Origin of the sequence: Magnetospirillum sp. WYHS-4, assembly GCA_039908345.1 — a bacterium.
Lineage (GTDB): Bacteria > Pseudomonadota > Alphaproteobacteria > Rhodospirillales > GLO-3 > JAMOBD01.
Genome location: JAMOBD010000005.1, coordinates 1 through 16,768, shown reverse-complemented (window position 1 = coordinate 16,768; position 16,768 = coordinate 1). Strand labels below are relative to the sequence as shown.

Genomic DNA, 16,768 nt, shown 5'->3' with positions numbered 1-16,768 from the left:
CCCTCCGGGCGGCGCGATGAGCAATTCCGTCAAGGCCGGAATTGCTCTAGGGTGGCGCTGGAAAAATCATCGGGGAGACCGGAACCATGTCCTACCACTTCACCACCACGCTGGAGGGCGTCCCTTTCGACCAGGCCATCGAGAAGGTGACGGCGGCTCTGAAAGAAAAGGGGTTCGGCGTGTTGACGACCATCGACGTCAAGAAAACCATGAAGGAAAAGATCGACGTCGACTTTCGGCCCTATGTCATCCTGGGTGCCTGCAACCCGCGTTTCGCCCATCAGGCACTCAGTCGCGAAGACAAGATCGGCACCATGATGCCCTGCAATGTCATCCTCCAGGACAAGGACGGGGTCGTCGAGGTTTCGGCGGTCAATCCGATCGCGTCCATGGCGGCGGTACAGAATGCCGAACTGGGCGCGGTGGCCGGCGAGGTGAGCGATCTGCTCAAGCAGGTGATCGAAGGCCTTCGGTGACCGAAGAAGGCGCTTGGCAGGCGAGGGCCTGTCGACTAGCCTCGCTTGGCGTCGCACAAGGGGGATGGGCCGCGATAACAAGAACAAAGGCTCAATTGAACGTCACGTTCGGAGGGACGACGTCATGACCGACATGGTCGACAAGTGCAGCGACCCCCTATACCGCCTGTCCATCTACGAATCGGGCCACGCGCTCATGGCCTGGGCCCTGGGACAGCGCATCATTCACATCCGCATGCTCCCTAGACCCTGCGAGACGGTGACCGAGAAGGCCTTTCTCGGCAACAACTGGGGATCTTTCTGCGAGATCCTGGAAATGCGGGTGATGGAGCTGTTCGGCGGCCAGATCGCCGAGGAAATCGTTTGCGGTGCCACCGCCTGCTGCACGGGCGACATCCCGCGCATCGACGAGATCACCCGCATCCTGGGCGGCATCTACGAGGAGGAAGACCACGAAGACATCTTCTTCCGCCTGGAATCCCGCACCCAGGACGTCTTCGCCGACGAACGCTATCGCCAAGCGATCCTACCCCTGGCCGATCTGCTCTATGCCCGGGAAAGCGCCGGAGACCTGGAAATCGAGGGCCGTGCGGTCGAGGACGTGATCGCCCGCTTCATTCCCAAGGTCAAATCCCAATCCAAGGGTCCGCTCGCCTTCCTCAACCGCCTCAAGGAGGCGGTGACGGGGTGATCGGCTATGACCTTGGGATGATCCCTTTCATCGTAGCTTGGCGTCGTGAAAGCGAAGACGCCAAATTCCGGGGAATGGCCCTGGTTGTACTCCAGGTTCCCGATGGCTCGGTCGGCATCGGAGGCCATCGGACTTTCAGGCGATGGTGCCGAGCAGGTCGGCCGCCCGGTGGGCGATCAGCAATTCCATGAGGCGGGAGGCCTCGCCGCGTTGGCGCTTCGCCTGTTCGGCCCGCAAGGTCGCCAGCGCCGTTCTCGCCGCCGGTCCGAACTGCTCGACCAGATAGCTCTCGGGTATTCTCGGCGACGCGTTCGCCGCGCCGTTGGGGCCTTCCATCTCGGGGCCCAGGAACGGGGGCACGTAGAAAACGTTGGGACGGGTGCCGAAATCGGGCCGCAGGGGCAAGGCGACCTTCCAGCTGAAGACCAGTTGATGGACCGACGACAGCGCATCGCCGAGCCGGCCGACATGGATGGCCCGGCCGCTGCACTGCGCGGCGCAGGCCGGTGCCCGGCCTCGCTCCAGCAACGGGAAGCAGCCTAAGCACTTGCCCGCCACCCGCGTCAGGGGGTTCAGGAAGACCTTGCCGTAGGGACAGGCCGCCACGCAGCGTCCATCGCCGTCGCAACGGTCGGGATCGATTACCACCAAGCCGTCTTCCGGCCGCTTGGAGATGGCGTCCCGGGGGCAGGCCTCGGCGCAGGCGGGGCGGGTGCAATGGTTGCACATGCGCGGAAGGTAGAAGAAGTAGGAATTCGGATAGTCCCCCCGCCCCTGATCCTCGTCCCAGTTGGCCGACCACTCGCCGAGGGGCTGGGGGCGGATACGCTGGCGTTGGCCTTCGAACAAGCGGGCCTGGTAGTCGAACTGATAGGCCACGCCGTAGTCTTCGACTGCCGGGGCATGGCCACGGACAGGAAGTCCGTCGCGGAAACCGCCGCCCCGCTCGGCCCATCGGCGGGGATAGCCTTCGCCGGGCGCCGTCTCGACGTTGCACCAGTACATGAGGTCCTGGCCCCGGTCGCTGGTCCAGAGGCGCTTGCAGGCCATGGTGCAAGCCTGGCAGCCCAAACATTTGTTGAGGTCGACGACAAAGGCGATCTGGCGGGAGACGGGAGTCATGTCGGCCGTCCTATGCGGGGATCGGGCCGGTGTAGCGGCGAATCTCGACGCGGACGTCGCGTTGGTTGCCGCTGGGACCGTAATAATTGGGGCGAAACACCAAGTGCCCGTAATCGCCGACCAACTGGGTCGGATTGAGACGCACCGGACAGACGCTCTGCGATCCCCCTTCGATCAAATCCATGTACATCTCCGGAGCATGCACCATGGTCACCCGTCCCGCCGGTTCGCCCGACCGCGTTTTGATCCGGCAGACGATGCGGCCATGGTCGTTATGAATCTCAGCCCAGTCGTTGTCGGACAGACCCCGCCTGGCCGCGTCCTGGGGCGAAACGATCGCCACCGGACCGCCCCGGCCCAGGCGCAGCATCTGCGGGTTGTCGCGGAAGGTCGAGTGTACCGACAGGCGCCCGTGAGGCGTGTTGAAACGCAGGGGATAGGGGTCGGCCTCCAGAGGCGGCCGGTAGACCGGAAGCTCCAGCCCGGCTTCCAGAAAGACGGGGTGATCCAGGTAGAATTGTTGCCGCCCCGTCAAGGTCGGCCACGGCTTCTTGTGACGGGTGAAGTACTGGAAGGGAACGTAGGGCTCCTGCCCATTGACCGGCGACGTGAAAGCCCCGGGCAGGCGTTGCGGGCGGCTCGAACAGACATCCGCCAGGGGCCGGGGGGCGACGCCCTCGGCTCGACTGGCGTGATCGAGAAGAAACTGGGCAGCCTGACCGCAGGCGGCAAGGCGCCCGCCGTCGGTGAACGATTCCTCCAGGCGGCCTAGATCCCGATTCCAATCGAACTCGTCGTCAAGCAGACGTTCCACGCCATGCCGTCGCGCCACCTCGCTTACCTTGGCGGACAGAAGGCGGAAGATGTCCCATTCGCTCTTGGCCTCCCATAGAGGCGCGATTGCCGGCTCGGAAGCGATCAGGAAGCCATGCTCCTCGGTCATGTTGAGATCGGTCTTTTCGTACCAGTGGGCGGCCGGAAGGACCACATCCGAGTACAGAGCGGTGGTATCCATGCGGATGTTGATGTCGACCACCAAGTCCAGTTTGGGCCAGAGGTTCTTGAGAACGTATTGCTGGCCCTTGGCTTGGTTGAGGAAATTGCCGCGATAGACGATGAAGACCCGAGGCCGCCGACCCTTCCTCGGATAGAGCGGCATTTGTCCGGTGGCCAAACTTTGCCGCAAATGCTGCTCCGGGTCGCGGCCGATACGGGCCAAGCCGTCCCGGACCTCGCCATGGACATAGGTCCAAATCGTCGTCTGGCAGAACCGCTGACGATCCCGGCCGGTGGGAAAGGCGAGTTCGTTCAATCCCGTCAGCAGGACGGACTTCCATTGTCCGGTGTAGTGATTGACGCCGCCGCCCGGAACTCCGACGCTGCCGGTCAAGGCCGCGAGGAAATGCAGCGTCCGCAAGAGGACATCGCCATGAAACCAGTGGGCCACGCCAGCACCGGTGACGATCATGGCTGGCCGGGTGGTGGCGTAGTCGCGAGCCAGCCGGACGATGGTGGCGGCCGGGACGCCGCAGAGGCGCTCCGCCTTTTCCGGCGTGTATGAGGACATCAACTGGACCTTGTAGCGATCGAAGACCGGCCGGACCTCGATTTTCCGGCCGTCCTTGAGCGTTACCCGGAAGCGTCCCTCAAGTGCCGGGTCGATATCCCCGAGGGCGAGGGTCCCGTCTGGGAAACCCCGGGTGTCGCGCCCCAGGAAGGGACTTCCGGCCGAAGGCGGCGCCGGATCGGCCCACGATCCCTTCATGACCGCCAAGGCGTCCGTGCGCCGGTCCCAGGCGTAGAAGCGTCCGGGCGCGCCACCGTCGACCATGTCGGCCTCACGCAGGAATGTGCGCGTATCCTCGCGCACCAGGAACGGCATGTCCGTCTGCTCCCGCAGGGAGGCGGCGTCGTACAGGTTGTCGCGGAGAATGACTTGGGCCATGCCCAGGGCCAGGGCTACGTCGGTGCCTGGATGGGGATGAAGCCAGAGATGCGACTTGCTGGACGTTCCATTGTAGTCCGGCGTAATCGTCACCACGCGGGTCCCGTTGAGAGCGGCCTCGGTCATGAAATGGGCATCGGGAATCCGGGTTTCGACCGGGTTCGATCCCCAAAAGACGAGCATCCGGGCATTGTACCAGTCGGCGGTCTCCGCGGTGTCGCATTGCACGCCCAGGGTTTGGGTCTGGCCCGTCGGATGGTCGCCGTACCAGTCGAAATAGGTGTGGGCGTGGGCGCCGATCAGGTGAGCGAACCGATGGCCGGCGGCGAAGGCGACCGGCGCTACCGCGGGACCTGGGCAGAAGACGCTCGTCGTGTCGGGGCCGTGGTGAACCATGGCTTGGACGGTTTTCTCGGCGATCAATTCCAGCGCCTCGTCCCAACTGGCCCGGCGCCACTTGCCCTGGCCCCGCTCGCCTACCCGGATCAGCGGATATTTCAGGCGCTGGGGGCCATAGAGGTAGTCGACGCCGCAAGGTCCCTTGGCGCAGCCTCGCGGATTCATGTCGGGCAATCCCGGAAAAGCCGGCAGGTCCGCGGATTGCTCGGAACGCACCACCACGCCGTCCTTGACGTAGACGAAATGGGGGCAAGCCCCCGTGCAGTTCACCAAGTGGGCAACGCGGGCACGCCGGTCGAAACCGAAGCGGTCCCGCAATTGCTGCTGCCAGCCGGGATAGTCCGTCCCGCCCGGGTTGCGGACGGCGGCCAGGGTACGCAGAGAGAGACCACCGGCGCCCGCTGCCGCCAGCGTTGCCGCTCCGGCCGCCTGGAGGAACCGTCGTCGCGAAACTTCGTCCATCAATTTTCCGTCCAAGATTAAACGTATCGTTCAATCGTCCTGTAGAGTTGTTGAACGAAACGTTCAGTGAAACGGTTCCGGAGAGGCCTTCTGCTTCCGGGGCGGCGGGGCCAAGTCGAACTCGCGGATTCGCCGCTCCAGGCGTGGGCGTGAGATCCCGAGAATCTCGCAAGTCCGCCCCTTGTGCCAACCGGTTTGGGCCAGAACCATCTCGATGTGCTCGCGCTCGAGTTGGCGAAGAGACTGAAGATGCCTTTCCCCCCCGGATTCGGCGATGCCATGAGTTCCTTGCGACACGGTCCGGTGGACTTCGGCGGGCAGGGAGCTTTCCGTCAGGACGTCACCGTGCTCCATGATCACGGCCTTCATCAGGACGTTCTCGAGTTCGCGGACGTTGCCCGGCCAATCGTAGGCGGCGAGGCGCACCATTGCTTCCGCCGAAACCCGCCGGATGTTCCGCCGGAGGTCGCGATTAATCTTGCGCAGCAGGCATTCCACCAGGGGAGCCAAGTCGCCGCGTCGGGCGCGCAACGGCGGTAGATCGATGGTGGCGACGTTCAGCCGATAGAACAGGTCCTCGCGGAATGCTCCTTCGGCAACCCGTTCCTGAAGATGGACGTTCGTGGCAGCAATGAACCGGGCATTACTTCGTTTCACGACGCGGCTGCCGACCGGCGAATACTCCCGCTCTTCGAGAATACGCAACAACTTCCCTTGCAGCCTCGGTGAGAGCTCGGCAATTTCATCCAGGAAAAGCGTCCCTTCTCCCACCTGCTCGACCTTGCCCTTGTGCGCACTGACGGCTCCGGTGAACGCACCGCGTTCGTGTCCGAACATCTCGCTTTCCAACAGGGTTTCGACCAGGGCCGCGCAGTTGATGGCGACGAAGGGATTTTGGCGCTCCGCGCTGGCCTCGTGGATGGCGCGGGCCACCAGTTCCTTACCGGTCCCGGACTCGCCGAGAACGAGAACGGTCACACGACTCTGGGCGACCAGAGCTATGCGCTTGAACACCTCCTTCATGGCGAAGGACGCCCCGATCATCTGGAACCGTCCGCCATTGGGAATGCCCAGGACGAGGTCGGAGCCCGAACCGAGGCAGTCCCGGGCGAGCACGCGTTCGAGCGCAGCGTCCAGTTCGTCCAAGTCGATGGGCTTGGGAACGTAGTCGACCGCGCCTCCCTGCATGGCCGCCACGGTGGTATCCAAATCGTGGAAGGCGGTCATCATGATCACCGGCAAGGTCGGCCGGTGCTCCTTGATGTCGTGCAACAGCATCAGCCCGTCGCGGCCGGGAAGCCGAATGTCCGAGATGACCGCGTCCACCTTTGCGCCGACCGCCAGGGGAAGCCCGTCCTCCGCCGAATGGGCGAAGGAAACGGCGAAGCCCTGGCGCTTCAGGTGGAAGTCCAGCGTCCGGCAGATGGCGACGTCGTCATCGATGATCAGGATATGTGTCAACACCGTCGCCGCTACGGCAGCGGCCTCCCTAGAAGATGGACATCCGGATCGACGGCATACTGGAACAATTCTTGCTCTGCCCGTCTCATGGCGTCAAGGCCAATCCCCGACGACGGACTGCCGTCGCACTTGGCGGAAAACAATGCAATAATCCAGCCAAGCGAGGCGGTTGGGAATGGGGGAGACGAAACCGCGAGGGGCAGGCACGGGTGAGCATCGCCAAGAAAATTTTCGCCTTTTCCTTTCTCGCCGCAAGCCTGGCGGTGGCGATCATCGTCGTGACGACGTTGGGGATGGGAACCGAGGCCCTCCGTGACTTGGAACGGCGACGTCTGGCCGAAAGCGTCGCCCGCGGCGCGCAAGTCCTGCAAGGCCGTATGGACATGCTGCGCGATGATGTTGCGCTTCTGGCCAACCAGGATTCGGTCCAGCGCTGGGCCGATCCGAAGGCCGACGTCTACGGCACCAGCCAGGAGTCGGAAGAGGCTGTGGCGGTATTTCGCCAGTTCCGCATGATCATGGAAAAGCGGCCGTCCTTCCAAGAGGTGGCTTTGCTTCAGGAGGGAGATCCGCGAAGCCGGGTTCTCCGCGTGCGGCGCGAGGGAGCGGCACTGGTCGAAGACGCCCAAAACAATCCGAATTTCGAGAAGGCATATCCGTCCTTTGGCGATGTGCTGCCGCTATGGCCGGGCAATGTGCACGTTTCCACGGTCCAGCGGTTCAATGGAACACGGCAGGCCGATGTCCCGGCCGTGCAGATCGTCCAGGCGGGAACCCGGTTGCCCGAACGGGCGATGCGCTCGGTCTTGCTGGTTACCGTCGATCTCGACGTCTTCCTTTCCGGCATCGCCGGTCTCGGTGACATACGGTTCTTCGTGACCGACGGCACTGGGCGCTACTTGACTTTTTCCGAGGCGCGGCCGGCGGGAACGAAGTCGGAAAGCCTTCCCGACGAATACGGCCTTGGGAAAAGCTGGACCGGATGGTTGGCGCAACACGATCCTCGTTTTCATTGGGAGTTTTCCGATATTCACGTCGGGTTGGCGCTTCAGCGAGTGGTGGCGGGCGACCCGATGAGTCCAAACGGCCTCCGTCACTTGGTGGTCGGAGCGCTCGGGTCGCTGGCCGACATCGAGACGGAGGTGATGACTTTCCGCAGCCAGCTTTTCGGGCTGAGCTTGGGCGTCGGTGCACTCCTGGCATTGACGCTGGCTCTGGCGACCGCCTTTCTGACACGCCCCGTGGCGGCTTTGACGCGGGTGGCCGCCCGGATCGCCGAGGGCCAGCGCGATGTAACCTTTCCGCAGTTGCCCGGCGACGAGATTGGCCGGCTGGCGGAAGTCATGCATCGCATGCTGGATGCACTTCGTGTCTCAGCGAAGAACGAGGAACATGCGGCACTCGGGCGCATGGCCACCATGATCGCGCACGATGTCCGCAACGCTCTTTCCTCGGTCAAGATGAACCTCCAGATGCTCGACGAAGGGGGGAGGGAAATCGATGGCCGGGAAAACTGCGAAATCGCCCTGAACCAGGTCGCCTACATGGAGAGCGTGCTGGACGACATGCTGGCCTTCGCCCAACCCGACGAATTGCATCTCGACTGGATGGATGTGGGTGACGCCATCAAGACCGCCACGGTTTCGATGTCGCCCGAAATCGCCCGGAAATCGATTCGTCTCGTCAACGGCGATGGCATACCCGCCGCCAAGCTGCCCACTCTCCTTGGGGATCGCACCAAGCTGATACGCGCGCTCCAGAACCTGATCGGCAACGCCATCCAGGCCTCGCCGGAAGGGGGGACCCTTTCGGTAAAAGCCCATTCCACCCTCTACGACTCCACGCCCGCCGTGGAAATCCTCGTGGCGGATAACGGCGAAGGCTTGGCCCCCGACATCGTGGATCGCATCTTCGAGCCCTTCTTCACCACACGCTCCAAGGGGACGGGGCTAGGGCTCGCGATCGTCCAGCGCATCGTCCGGGCCCACGGAGGCCAAGTGGCCCTGGCTCCCGGAAGAGGGGGGGGGACCGAGGCTCGCCTGGTGCTGCCGCTCACGCCCCCGGACTGGAAAGCCTGAGGCCCGTGCCTCTGAATGATCCGTTCAATTTTCGAGACGATTTGAACGGGACGATGAAGCGGCAGCTTCCTCTCGCCATTTCCGGATCGCCCGAAGACCATAGGATTCGTGTGGCTTTTGGCGGGAATCGGGTCCCGCCTCTGCCTTGGCATGCTCGTTGCGCTTCTTGTCCCGGAATTCCAAGGGCTGCTTCCGGCCGAAGCGGGAAGGGCCGTCGTGGGATGTCATCGCGGAACAGGAGGACGGGCATGGATAGGTCGTCGCGGCGCCAATTCCTGAGGACGGCGGGCGCCACCTCGTTGGGGCTCGCGGTCAGCAGCTCGTTCGCACTGCGAACGCTGGCGCAGACCAAGGATCCGATGATGCAGCACGATTACAAGGGGTGGGAGAATTTCCACCGGGCCCAATGGTCATGGGAACGGAAGACTCGAGGGGCCCACCTGATCAACTGTACCGGCGCCTGTCCCCATTACGTCTATTCGAAGGACGGCGTCATCCTGCGCGAGGAGCAGTCGAAGGACATGCCGGCGCTCAACGGCGTTCCGGAATACAATCCGCGCGGCTGCAACAAGGGAGAATGCGCCATCGACTACGTCTATGGCCCCCACCGGATCAAGTATCCCCTGATCCGGGTCGGCGAGCGGGGCCAAGGCAAATGGCGCCGTGCTTCCTGGGACGAAGCCCTGGAGATGATCGCCGACAAGATCGTCGACACCATCAAGGACGAGGCGCCGGATTGCATCAGCGTCTTTACGCCGGTTCCGGCGGTGGCTCCGGTATCCTTCGCCGCGGGGCATCGTTTCGCCCATCTGATCGGGGCCCACACCCACACCTTCTTCGACTGGTACGGCGACCATCCCACCGGCCAGACCCAGACCACGGGGACTCAAGGCGATTCCTGCGAATGTGCCGACTGGTACAACGCCAAGTACATCATCCTTTGGGGCGCCAACCCGACCCAGACCCGGATTCCGGATGCCCACTTCATTACCGAGGCGGCGCTCAACGGCTCCAAGGTCGTCTGTGTCACGCCCGACTACAACTCGTCGGCCGCCAAGGCCGACCTCTGGGTCCATCCCAAGCCGGGCACCGATGGCGCTCTGGCGCTGGCGCTGGCGAATGTAATCATCAAGGAGAAGCTGTTCGACGCGCACAACCTGAAGGAACAGACCGACCTGCCGTTCCTGGTGCGCTCCGACAACAAGCTGTTCCTACGAGAATCCGACATGGTCGCCAACGGCTCTTCGGCCAAGTTCTACGCCTGGGACGTCAAGACCAAGAATCCGGTGGCAATGAAGGGCTGTTGGGGCGAGGAGCCGGAAACCAAGCCTCCCGTGCAGCCTGCCTTCCTCGGCCGCAACACGCTGACCTTCCCCAAAGGCTACCTTGAACTGGGCGATATCGACCCGGCCCTGGAAGGCACCTTCAAGGTTACCCTGAAGAATGGGCAGGTCGTCGAGGTCAAGCCGGTCTTCGAACTCTACAAGTCGATCATTCTGCGTGACAACACACCGGAAAAGGCGGCCGCCATCACCGGCGTGCCGGCAGCGGTCATCACCAAGCTGGCGCACGAGTTCGCCAGCGCCAAGCCGGCGATGATCATCTCCGGTGCCGGCACCAACCACTGGTACTACAGCGACGTCCTGCTGCGCATCTTCCATCTGCTGATGGCGCTCACCGCCAACGAAGGGCGCAATGGCGGCGGCGTGCAGCATTATATCGGCCAGTGGAAGCCGGTCATGTTGCCCGGTATCGCGGCGGTTTCCTTCCCGCAGTCCCCTGCCAAGCACCGCTTCTGCCAGACCACCATCTGGACCTACGTGCACGGCGAGGTCTACGACGGCATGGAGAACGTCGGCATCGATACCGCCAAGTTCCTCAAGGAAAGTCTGGCGACCGGCCAGATGCCCATCTATCCCCGTGACGGCCGCGACCCCAAGGTGTTCATCGTCTATCGCGGCAACTACCTCAATCAGGCCAAGGGGCAGAAGTACGTGCTCCGCAACATGTGGCCGAAGATGGAGTTGATCGTCGACATCAACTTCCGCATGGACTCGACGGCGCTCTATTCCGATGTCGTCCTGCCGGCCGCCCACTGGTACGAAAAGACCGACCTCAACATCACCATGGAGCATACCTTCGTCAACATGACGGAGCCGGCCATCCCGCCCCTGTGGGAGTCCAGGACCGACTGGGAAATCTTCAAGATGCTGGCCAGGAAGGTCGAGTCGTCCGCCGCCAAGAAGAACTTCACCAAGTTCTTCGACGATCAGTTCAAGTGGGCCCGCGACCTGACCACCCTTTACGACCAGTTGGTGGAAGGCGGCAAGTTCGAAAAGGAGGAGGATGTCGCGCAGTTCATGCTCGACAATGCCCCGCAGTCGAAGGGCATCACCCTCGACATGATCCGCGAAAAGGGACCGCAACGCTTCAAGTCCAACTGGACGTCGCCGATGAAGGAGGGAGTACCCTACACACCGTTCCAGAACTACATCGTCGATAAGAAGCCCTGGCCGACCCTCACCGGGCGCCAGCAGTTCTACATCGACCATCCCTTCTTCCTGGCGATGGGCGTTGAACTTCCGGTCTACAAGGCGCCGGTGGATGCCGAGAAATATCCCCTGCGCTTCAACACGCCGCATAGCCGCTACGGGATTCATTCCACCTGGAAGGACAACATCCTGATGCTGCGCCTGCAGCGTGGCGGGCCATCGGCCGAATTGGCGCCTTCCGACGCGCTGGCGCGCGGCATCAAGGACAACGACTGGGTGGAGATCTGGAACGATCACGGCCGGGTCATCTGCCGGGTCAAGATCCGCCACGGCGAGCAGTCCGGCCGCGTCACCATGTGGCATACGCCTGAGTTGTACATGGACCTCATCGAGGGCAGTTCGCAAAGCGTCTTGCCGGTCCGCATCAACCCGGCGTCCCTCGCCGGCAAGTATGGACACCTGTTCTTCCGGCCCAACTACTATGGCCCCGGCGGAACCCAGCGCGATGTGCTGGTGGAGGTCAAGCGCTATACCGGCGCCATTCCCGGCAACATGTGATCGACGGATGAACGGCCGCTCGGGCCCCCAGCCGGCCCGCCGGCCCCTCGGAAGGAATGATAATCATGGCCAAGGAAATGATGAAGGCCCCCAAGCGGCAACTGGCATTCGTGGTGGACCTCAACAAGTGCATCGGCTGCCAGACTTGCACGGTGGCTTGCAAGAAGCTCTGGACCACCCATCCGGGCCAGGCCTTCATGTACTGGCGCAACGTCGAGACGGCACCGGGCCAGGGATATCCCCGGAACTGGCGGGTCAAGGGCGGCGGCTACAAAGGGGGCGAGTTGCAGAAGGGCAAGCGCCCGACCCTGGGCGAATATGGGGTGCCTTTCGAGTTCGACTACGAAGGCCGTTTGTTCGAGGGCACCCGCGCCCGCGCCAACCCAAGCCCGACTCCCCGTTGGGCTCCGAACTGGGACGAGGACTTGGGTGTCGGAACCTATCCCAATAACGCCTACATGTATCTGCCGCGCATGTGCAATCACTGCGCCAAGCCGGCTTGCCTGGAGGCCTGCCCCAACGATGCCATCTACAAGCGCGAGGACGACGGCATCGTCGTCATCAACATCGATCTCTGCAAGGGGGCGCAGAACTGCATCGAGTCCTGCCCCTACGCCAAGCCCTATTTCAATAATGCCAGCCAGAAGGCCAACAAGTGCATCGGCTGCTATCCGCGCATCGAGAAGGGCGTCGCCTCGGCCTGCGTCGCCCAATGTGCCGGTCGAGCGATGCACGTCGGATTCATCGGCGACGCGGCCAGTTCGGTCCACAAGCTGACCCAGCTCTGGAAGGTGGCACTGCCTCTCCATCCGGAGTTCGGAACCGGGCCCAACGTCTATTATGTCCCGCCCATCCTGGGACCGGCCATGGAGGATGCTCAGGGCAACTCCGGCCCCGATCCAAAGCTGCCGACCGCCTACCTGCAGGAGCTTTTCGGCCCCGGCGTCGTCGAAGTCCTGAAGATGCTGAAGGAAGAGCGGGCCAAGAAGATGGCGGGCAAGCCATCCGAGGTGATGGATGCCCTGATCGGAATGCGGAGCGCCGACATGATGATCTCTCCCCTCACCTGATCCGGCGCCGGGGTTCGGTCCCGTGCCCCACCGTGATTTCCAATTCTTGAGATGCGGGAGGAAGGAAGATGAGGGCATCTGTTATTGCGGTCGCGGCACTCTTGATGTTGGCTCCGCTTACGGGTAAGGCGGAGCCCGCGTCCTTCGAGGGGGCGAGAGTTTGCATCAAGTGCCATGACCGCCAGGGCGAGGAATGGAAGAAGACCGCTCACGCCAAGGCTCTCGAGTCCCTGCGGCCGGGCCAGAAGGCCGAGGCAAAGGGCAAGGCAAAGCTGGACCCGGCCAAGGACTATACCCAGGATAAGGACTGCTTGGCCTGCCATGTCACCGGTTACGGCCAGCCGGGCGGTTATGCGCCAGGTGTGGGGAACAAGAATTTGGAAGGAGTCGGGTGCGAGTCCTGTCATGGCGCCGGCAGCCTGTACCGTCTCGAACACGGCGACGCGGAAAACCGGCTCAAACGTTCGGGCGAGACGAGCGACCGGAAGCGGTTGGTCGGAGCGGGCCAGAACTTCGATTACGAGCAGGCCTGCGCGAGATGCCACCTCAACCACCACGGATCGCCGGGCGCCCGGGCTCCGTTTTCCCCGTTCACTCCAGCCCTCGATTCCAAGTATCATTTCGACTTCGCCAAGGCCGTGAAGGTTCCGAAGGGAGTCCACGCCCATTTCAAGCTGGGAGGGGTGTTCAAAGGCGAGCCGGTCCCCGAAATCAGGGCCGATATGCAGCGGACCGCGAAGGGTCTGGACGATGAGTAAGGTCTTCTCGGGAATGACCCACGGGACAAGGGACGGGAACGTCATGGATTCGGAAATCGCTTTCGCTCGCACCTCGGTCTATGCGCTGCTGGCCTTGGGTTTCGGCTATCCGGATCGGAGACTTTTCGCCAGTATCGCCAATGGTGCGTTCGCCGAGGAGATGGAAGCCGCCCTTGCCGTCTGTGCGGGGGCGACGGTCGAGGCCGAAGCGGTGGCGGCCCTGCGGCCCGACCTTTCCTTCGAGGAGTTCGAGGCGGCCTACCTCCGGGCATTCGAAACCGATGCGCCGCTACCTAGCGTCTCGCTCTATCAGGCCAGCTACATTCCGGGACTGGCGAAATCGGATCTTCTGCTGGAGTTGAAGGCCTTCTATGACAATTTCGGCCTGGCGGTGGCACCCCACCTCCATGAACTCGAGGACAAGCTGACGGCCGAACTGGAGATCATGCAGTTCCTGGCCGCCAAGCAGGCGCAGGCCTCCGGGCGGCCCGAAGCGACGGGCCCGGAGGGGATGACGGAAAGTCCCGCGCCCTTGCGTGTCGAACCTTACGTGTTGGCCCAGCGCGACTTTCTCCAGCGGCATCTGGCGGTATGGCTGCCCAAGTTCAACGATGCCGTCACGGCGCGGGACCTGCCACCCTTCTTCCGCGCCTTGGCATATATCGCTGCCGCCTTCGTCGTCCGTGACGGCGAAGCCATGGACGAGGCGGCGCGGCAATTGGCCGCCTGATACGGCGGTCGAGAGATGGTCCTGCGGATTCCTGCGCCCCGTCGATTTATGCGGCCTTCCAAGGACCGGTCAACTTGATTGGCTATCGACAGGCCTTGCCATAAAGTGGGCTCATTTGGCGGCAATGCTCCGTCCTCGACGGCGGCCGGGGAGTGCCGCCCGCCGACTGAAGGAGAAGTCATGAAACGGTACGGGGTGGCGCTGACGCTGGCGTTGTGTGTTTGGGGCGCGTCGGTCGAGGCGAACGAGGTGGGGGTCGGCCGCTACCAGATCATGAAGGCCACCGAGACGACGGCCTGGAGGCTCGATACCAAGACCGGCGAGATCGTCGCTTGCCGTTTCGAGGAAGCGGGGATGGTCTGCGGTTCCACCGAAACGGCGGTGGCCCGCGGCAAGACCTCCTACCAGGACTACAAGGCGGAGAAGGAGGCGGACCGCAAGACCCGCCAAGCGGAGGAACTGGCCTTCTTCGAGAGGGTGATCGGGATATTCAAGTCCCTGGTCGCCTTCTTCATGGAGCAGGAGAAGGCGTCGGCCGTCAAAATGGCGCCGGAATGCCCAAAGTAGATTGTGCCACATTTCGGTCGCAATCGGCTTCTAGGGTGCGACAGGAGCGAGGCGGGAGAAGGCCGCCGACGAGGGGGAAAGAGAAGGTATCATGACACGGTTTCAAATGGGCACCGCCCTGGTTTTGGCCTCGCTCCTGATGGGAGTGGTCGTGGCCGCCTGGAGCGTTACCGAGGACGGCAGTGCCGGCCGGTTCCAGATCGTGCGGGCCAACGACACCACGGCTTGGCGCTTGGATACCTGGACCGGCGAGGTCGTTCCTTGCCGCCTGTCCAGCGCCGGCATGGTCTGCCGCACCACCCAGACCGCCTCCGCCAAGGCCAAGAGCCACTTCTGATCCGCCGGGATCGCCGCTTCCGCCCTCCGGGGCGGTATGGCGGCGTTGATTTGTCGCCTCGCTAGGATTATATTGACAATATACTTTCTATGGACTAGCGTACCGAGCGGTGGTCACCCGAGGTGCGTCCTTGGCGTTATGGTGCCCCCCCCGAACCCCAAGTTCCCAGCCGCCTCTCACCGGGGTATGGTGATGGCCGGCTACCCTCATGGAACGAGGTTCGCATGGCGAAGGGAACGATGGCGGCGGCGGTACTGGTGGGGGTATTGGGCCTGATGGGATGCGCCCTCGGCCCCCCTCCCTTCTACGCCCATTCCATTGCGGGGGATATCGCTTCCGGGCTTCGCATTCCGGAAGAAGGGTACGATATATTGCGAGCAAAACAACGCCCCGGCTTCGACCATCCAACCTGCCTAAGTCCGACTATCCAGTATTCAGGAAAGATAGCTCCTTATTGGGATTGTATTCAGATCGGCAACGAATACACCCAATGCCGCCCTTCGCTGTCCGGGGATTGCGTCAGCCTGGAAGGGGCGGCCTACCTACTTAGGGAACCAGAGCGCCTGGAAAGAATTCTCGATTCCGTGGCCCATCCCTGCAAATACCTGCCTTCGCCGGAAGCCATTCGAGAGAATTCCAACATCAAGCCGGCTTTTGCCGACCTCCTCGGGCGGTTGTGGTTCAAAGCCAAGTGCGACACCCATCCGGACGAATATCCGGGCGAAGTGACCCTCCAGCTTTTCGAGGGCGACAAGCACGTCAAGACCTTCACCAAGCCCGCGCGAGCGACAATTCGTGGCGAGGGCTGAGAGGGGCATCAGTCTTGGAGTAACCAACGCAAAGGTGATAGCCGGCAATGAACACGGGAAGCAACGTCAACAAAATGCAGATAAGCTTACATCACAAAATATGGCGTTTTGTGTTGGCAATCGCAGCGGCAGTGCTTCATTTTATCATGCTGGAAGCGATGGCGACGCCTTACTATGATCTTTCAGAGGAATTATCAACCCCTCTGCCGATCTGGATTGCGAGTGGTGCCGCTATAATTGTTATTATTTCCAATGCTGGCTTGCTGTTGAGTCAGTTCCTGGTAAAAGCTAGAGTTGCAACAGCAATAATACTGTCAATATCACTGATCTGTGGTACAATGCTAAGCTCGTTCTTGGTCTCAAGCATCGCCATGGAGATGGTTATGTATATGGTTGATGGCGCCATATGGATATATTTGATAATTATCGCTTTTTTTGTTATTCATATCACTGAGTGTGTTGTGTCGTACGCAAGGATAAATAGCGCGTGACTGAATATGAATTTAATACGATTAACAATAAACTGTTTACGCATAGATGATTTCGGATATAGTCTGGTAATTGATCTATAATATTATGTGATTATATAGTATTTGTTCTCGGCTATGTCACGCCGATTTGCTGAAGTGACATCGCAATAGCCGCAGCACGAAGCGGCTTCTTCTCTTTCTCCATCAAAGGAATCCGTAAATGTCTGACCCAACTTGAACAGTGCCCGAGAAAAAGCTGTTCTGTAACAGACTGTTACGGAGTGGCACGGGTTTGTTAGCACTACATTCCGGGGTGGCGGGGTTTCAGGTGGGGGTTTCGTGG

General features: G+C 62.1%; 14 protein-coding genes. 11 read left to right on the top strand and 3 right to left on the bottom strand.

The window, feature by feature from the left end; all coding sequences use genetic code 11:
- Positions 1-86 precede the first annotated feature (86 nt).
- Together H7841_03040 and H7841_03035 are read left to right on the top strand one after the other, a co-directional pair.
- Positions 87-476 carry a DUF302 domain-containing protein gene (locus H7841_03040; protein MEO5335857.1) on the top strand — a complete coding sequence of 130 codons (390 nt, stop codon included), beginning with the start codon at positions 87-89 and terminating at the stop codon, positions 474-476.
- Between the two features lie 124 nt (positions 477-600).
- Positions 601-1,167, top strand: coding sequence for a hypothetical protein (locus H7841_03035; GenBank protein ID MEO5335856.1), 567 nt, complete (start codon positions 601-603; stop codon positions 1,165-1,167).
- A gap of 135 nt (positions 1,168-1,302) precedes the next feature.
- On the opposite strand, the gene H7841_03030 is transcribed toward H7841_03035, so the two are convergent.
- From H7841_03030 to H7841_03020, 3 genes are all read right to left on the bottom strand, one after another.
- On the bottom strand, positions 1,303-2,289 hold the full coding sequence (locus H7841_03030; protein ID MEO5335855.1) for a 4Fe-4S binding protein: 987 nt from the start codon (positions 2,287-2,289) through the stop codon (positions 1,303-1,305).
- A gap of 10 nt (positions 2,290-2,299) precedes the next feature.
- The gene (locus H7841_03025; GenBank protein MEO5335854.1) at positions 2,300-5,095 is read right to left on the bottom strand and encodes a molybdopterin-dependent oxidoreductase; all 2,796 of its coding nucleotides are present in this window, start codon (positions 5,093-5,095) and stop codon (positions 2,300-2,302) included.
- Positions 5,096-5,158: 63 nt separating this feature from the next.
- Positions 5,159-6,556, bottom strand: coding sequence for a sigma-54 dependent transcriptional regulator (locus tag H7841_03020; protein ID MEO5335853.1), 1,398 nt, complete (start codon positions 6,554-6,556; stop codon positions 5,159-5,161).
- A gap of 209 nt (positions 6,557-6,765) precedes the next feature.
- Here H7841_03020 and H7841_03015 point away from each other — a divergent pair, with 209 nt between their 5' ends.
- The 9 genes from H7841_03015 to H7841_02975 all read left to right on the top strand — a co-directional run bounded on the left by H7841_03015 (position 6,766) and on the right by H7841_02975 (position 16,446).
- Complete coding sequence (locus H7841_03015) at positions 6,766-8,634, top strand: HAMP domain-containing histidine kinase (protein ID MEO5335852.1); 1,869 nt, start codon at positions 6,766-6,768, stop codon at positions 8,632-8,634.
- A gap of 248 nt (positions 8,635-8,882) precedes the next feature.
- A complete protein-coding gene (locus tag H7841_03010) occupies positions 8,883-11,684 on the top strand; it encodes a molybdopterin-dependent oxidoreductase (protein ID MEO5335851.1) in 2,802 nt (933 codons plus the stop codon).
- A gap of 65 nt (positions 11,685-11,749) precedes the next feature.
- The gene (locus H7841_03005) at positions 11,750-12,754 is read left to right on the top strand and encodes a respiratory nitrate reductase subunit beta (protein ID MEO5335850.1); all 1,005 of its coding nucleotides are present in this window, start codon (positions 11,750-11,752) and stop codon (positions 12,752-12,754) included.
- A gap of 68 nt (positions 12,755-12,822) precedes the next feature.
- Positions 12,823-13,512: a cytochrome c family protein gene (locus H7841_03000; protein ID MEO5335849.1), complete on the top strand. Its 690-nt coding sequence runs from the start codon at positions 12,823-12,825 to the stop codon at positions 13,510-13,512.
- Positions 13,505-14,242 carry a molecular chaperone TorD family protein gene (locus H7841_02995; GenBank protein MEO5335848.1) on the top strand — a complete coding sequence of 246 codons (738 nt, stop codon included), beginning with the start codon at positions 13,505-13,507 and terminating at the stop codon, positions 14,240-14,242. Before H7841_03000 ends, H7841_02995 begins: the two co-directional genes overlap by 8 nt.
- Before the next feature lie 180 nt (positions 14,243-14,422).
- Positions 14,423-14,809 (top strand): hypothetical protein, encoded by a 387-nt coding sequence (locus H7841_02990; GenBank protein MEO5335847.1) that lies wholly within the window; start codon positions 14,423-14,425, stop codon positions 14,807-14,809.
- A gap of 91 nt (positions 14,810-14,900) precedes the next feature.
- Positions 14,901-15,146: a hypothetical protein gene (locus H7841_02985; protein ID MEO5335846.1), complete on the top strand. Its 246-nt coding sequence runs from the start codon at positions 14,901-14,903 to the stop codon at positions 15,144-15,146.
- Positions 15,147-15,385: 239 nt separating this feature from the next.
- A complete protein-coding gene (locus H7841_02980; protein ID MEO5335845.1) occupies positions 15,386-15,955 on the top strand; it encodes a hypothetical protein in 570 nt (189 codons plus the stop codon).
- Positions 15,956-16,002: 47 nt separating this feature from the next.
- Positions 16,003-16,446, top strand: a complete 444-nt coding sequence (locus H7841_02975; GenBank protein ID MEO5335844.1) for a hypothetical protein — start codon at positions 16,003-16,005, stop codon at positions 16,444-16,446.
- Positions 16,447-16,768 lie beyond the last annotated feature (322 nt).

Coding starts and splice junctions, on each gene's coding strand:
- H7841_03040 (MEO5335857.1), top strand. CDS start 87: ATGTCCTACCACTTCACCACCACGCTGGAGGGCGTCCCTTTCGACCAG.
- H7841_03035 (MEO5335856.1), top strand. CDS start 601: ATGACCGACATGGTCGACAAGTGCAGCGACCCCCTATACCGCCTGTCC.
- H7841_03030 (MEO5335855.1), bottom strand. CDS start 2,289: ATGACTCCCGTCTCCCGCCAGATCGCCTTTGTCGTCGACCTCAACAAA.
- H7841_03025 (MEO5335854.1), bottom strand. CDS start 5,095: ATGGACGAAGTTTCGCGACGACGGTTCCTCCAGGCGGCCGGAGCGGCA.
- H7841_03010 (MEO5335851.1), top strand. CDS start 8,883: ATGGATAGGTCGTCGCGGCGCCAATTCCTGAGGACGGCGGGCGCCACC.
- H7841_03005 (MEO5335850.1), top strand. CDS start 11,750: ATGGCCAAGGAAATGATGAAGGCCCCCAAGCGGCAACTGGCATTCGTG.
- H7841_03000 (MEO5335849.1), top strand. CDS start 12,823: ATGAGGGCATCTGTTATTGCGGTCGCGGCACTCTTGATGTTGGCTCCG.
- H7841_02995 (MEO5335848.1), top strand. CDS start 13,505: ATGAGTAAGGTCTTCTCGGGAATGACCCACGGGACAAGGGACGGGAAC.
- H7841_02990 (MEO5335847.1), top strand. CDS start 14,423: ATGAAACGGTACGGGGTGGCGCTGACGCTGGCGTTGTGTGTTTGGGGC.
- H7841_02985 (MEO5335846.1), top strand. CDS start 14,901: ATGACACGGTTTCAAATGGGCACCGCCCTGGTTTTGGCCTCGCTCCTG.
- H7841_02980 (MEO5335845.1), top strand. CDS start 15,386: ATGGCGGCGGCGGTACTGGTGGGGGTATTGGGCCTGATGGGATGCGCC.
- H7841_02975 (MEO5335844.1), top strand. CDS start 16,003: ATGAACACGGGAAGCAACGTCAACAAAATGCAGATAAGCTTACATCAC.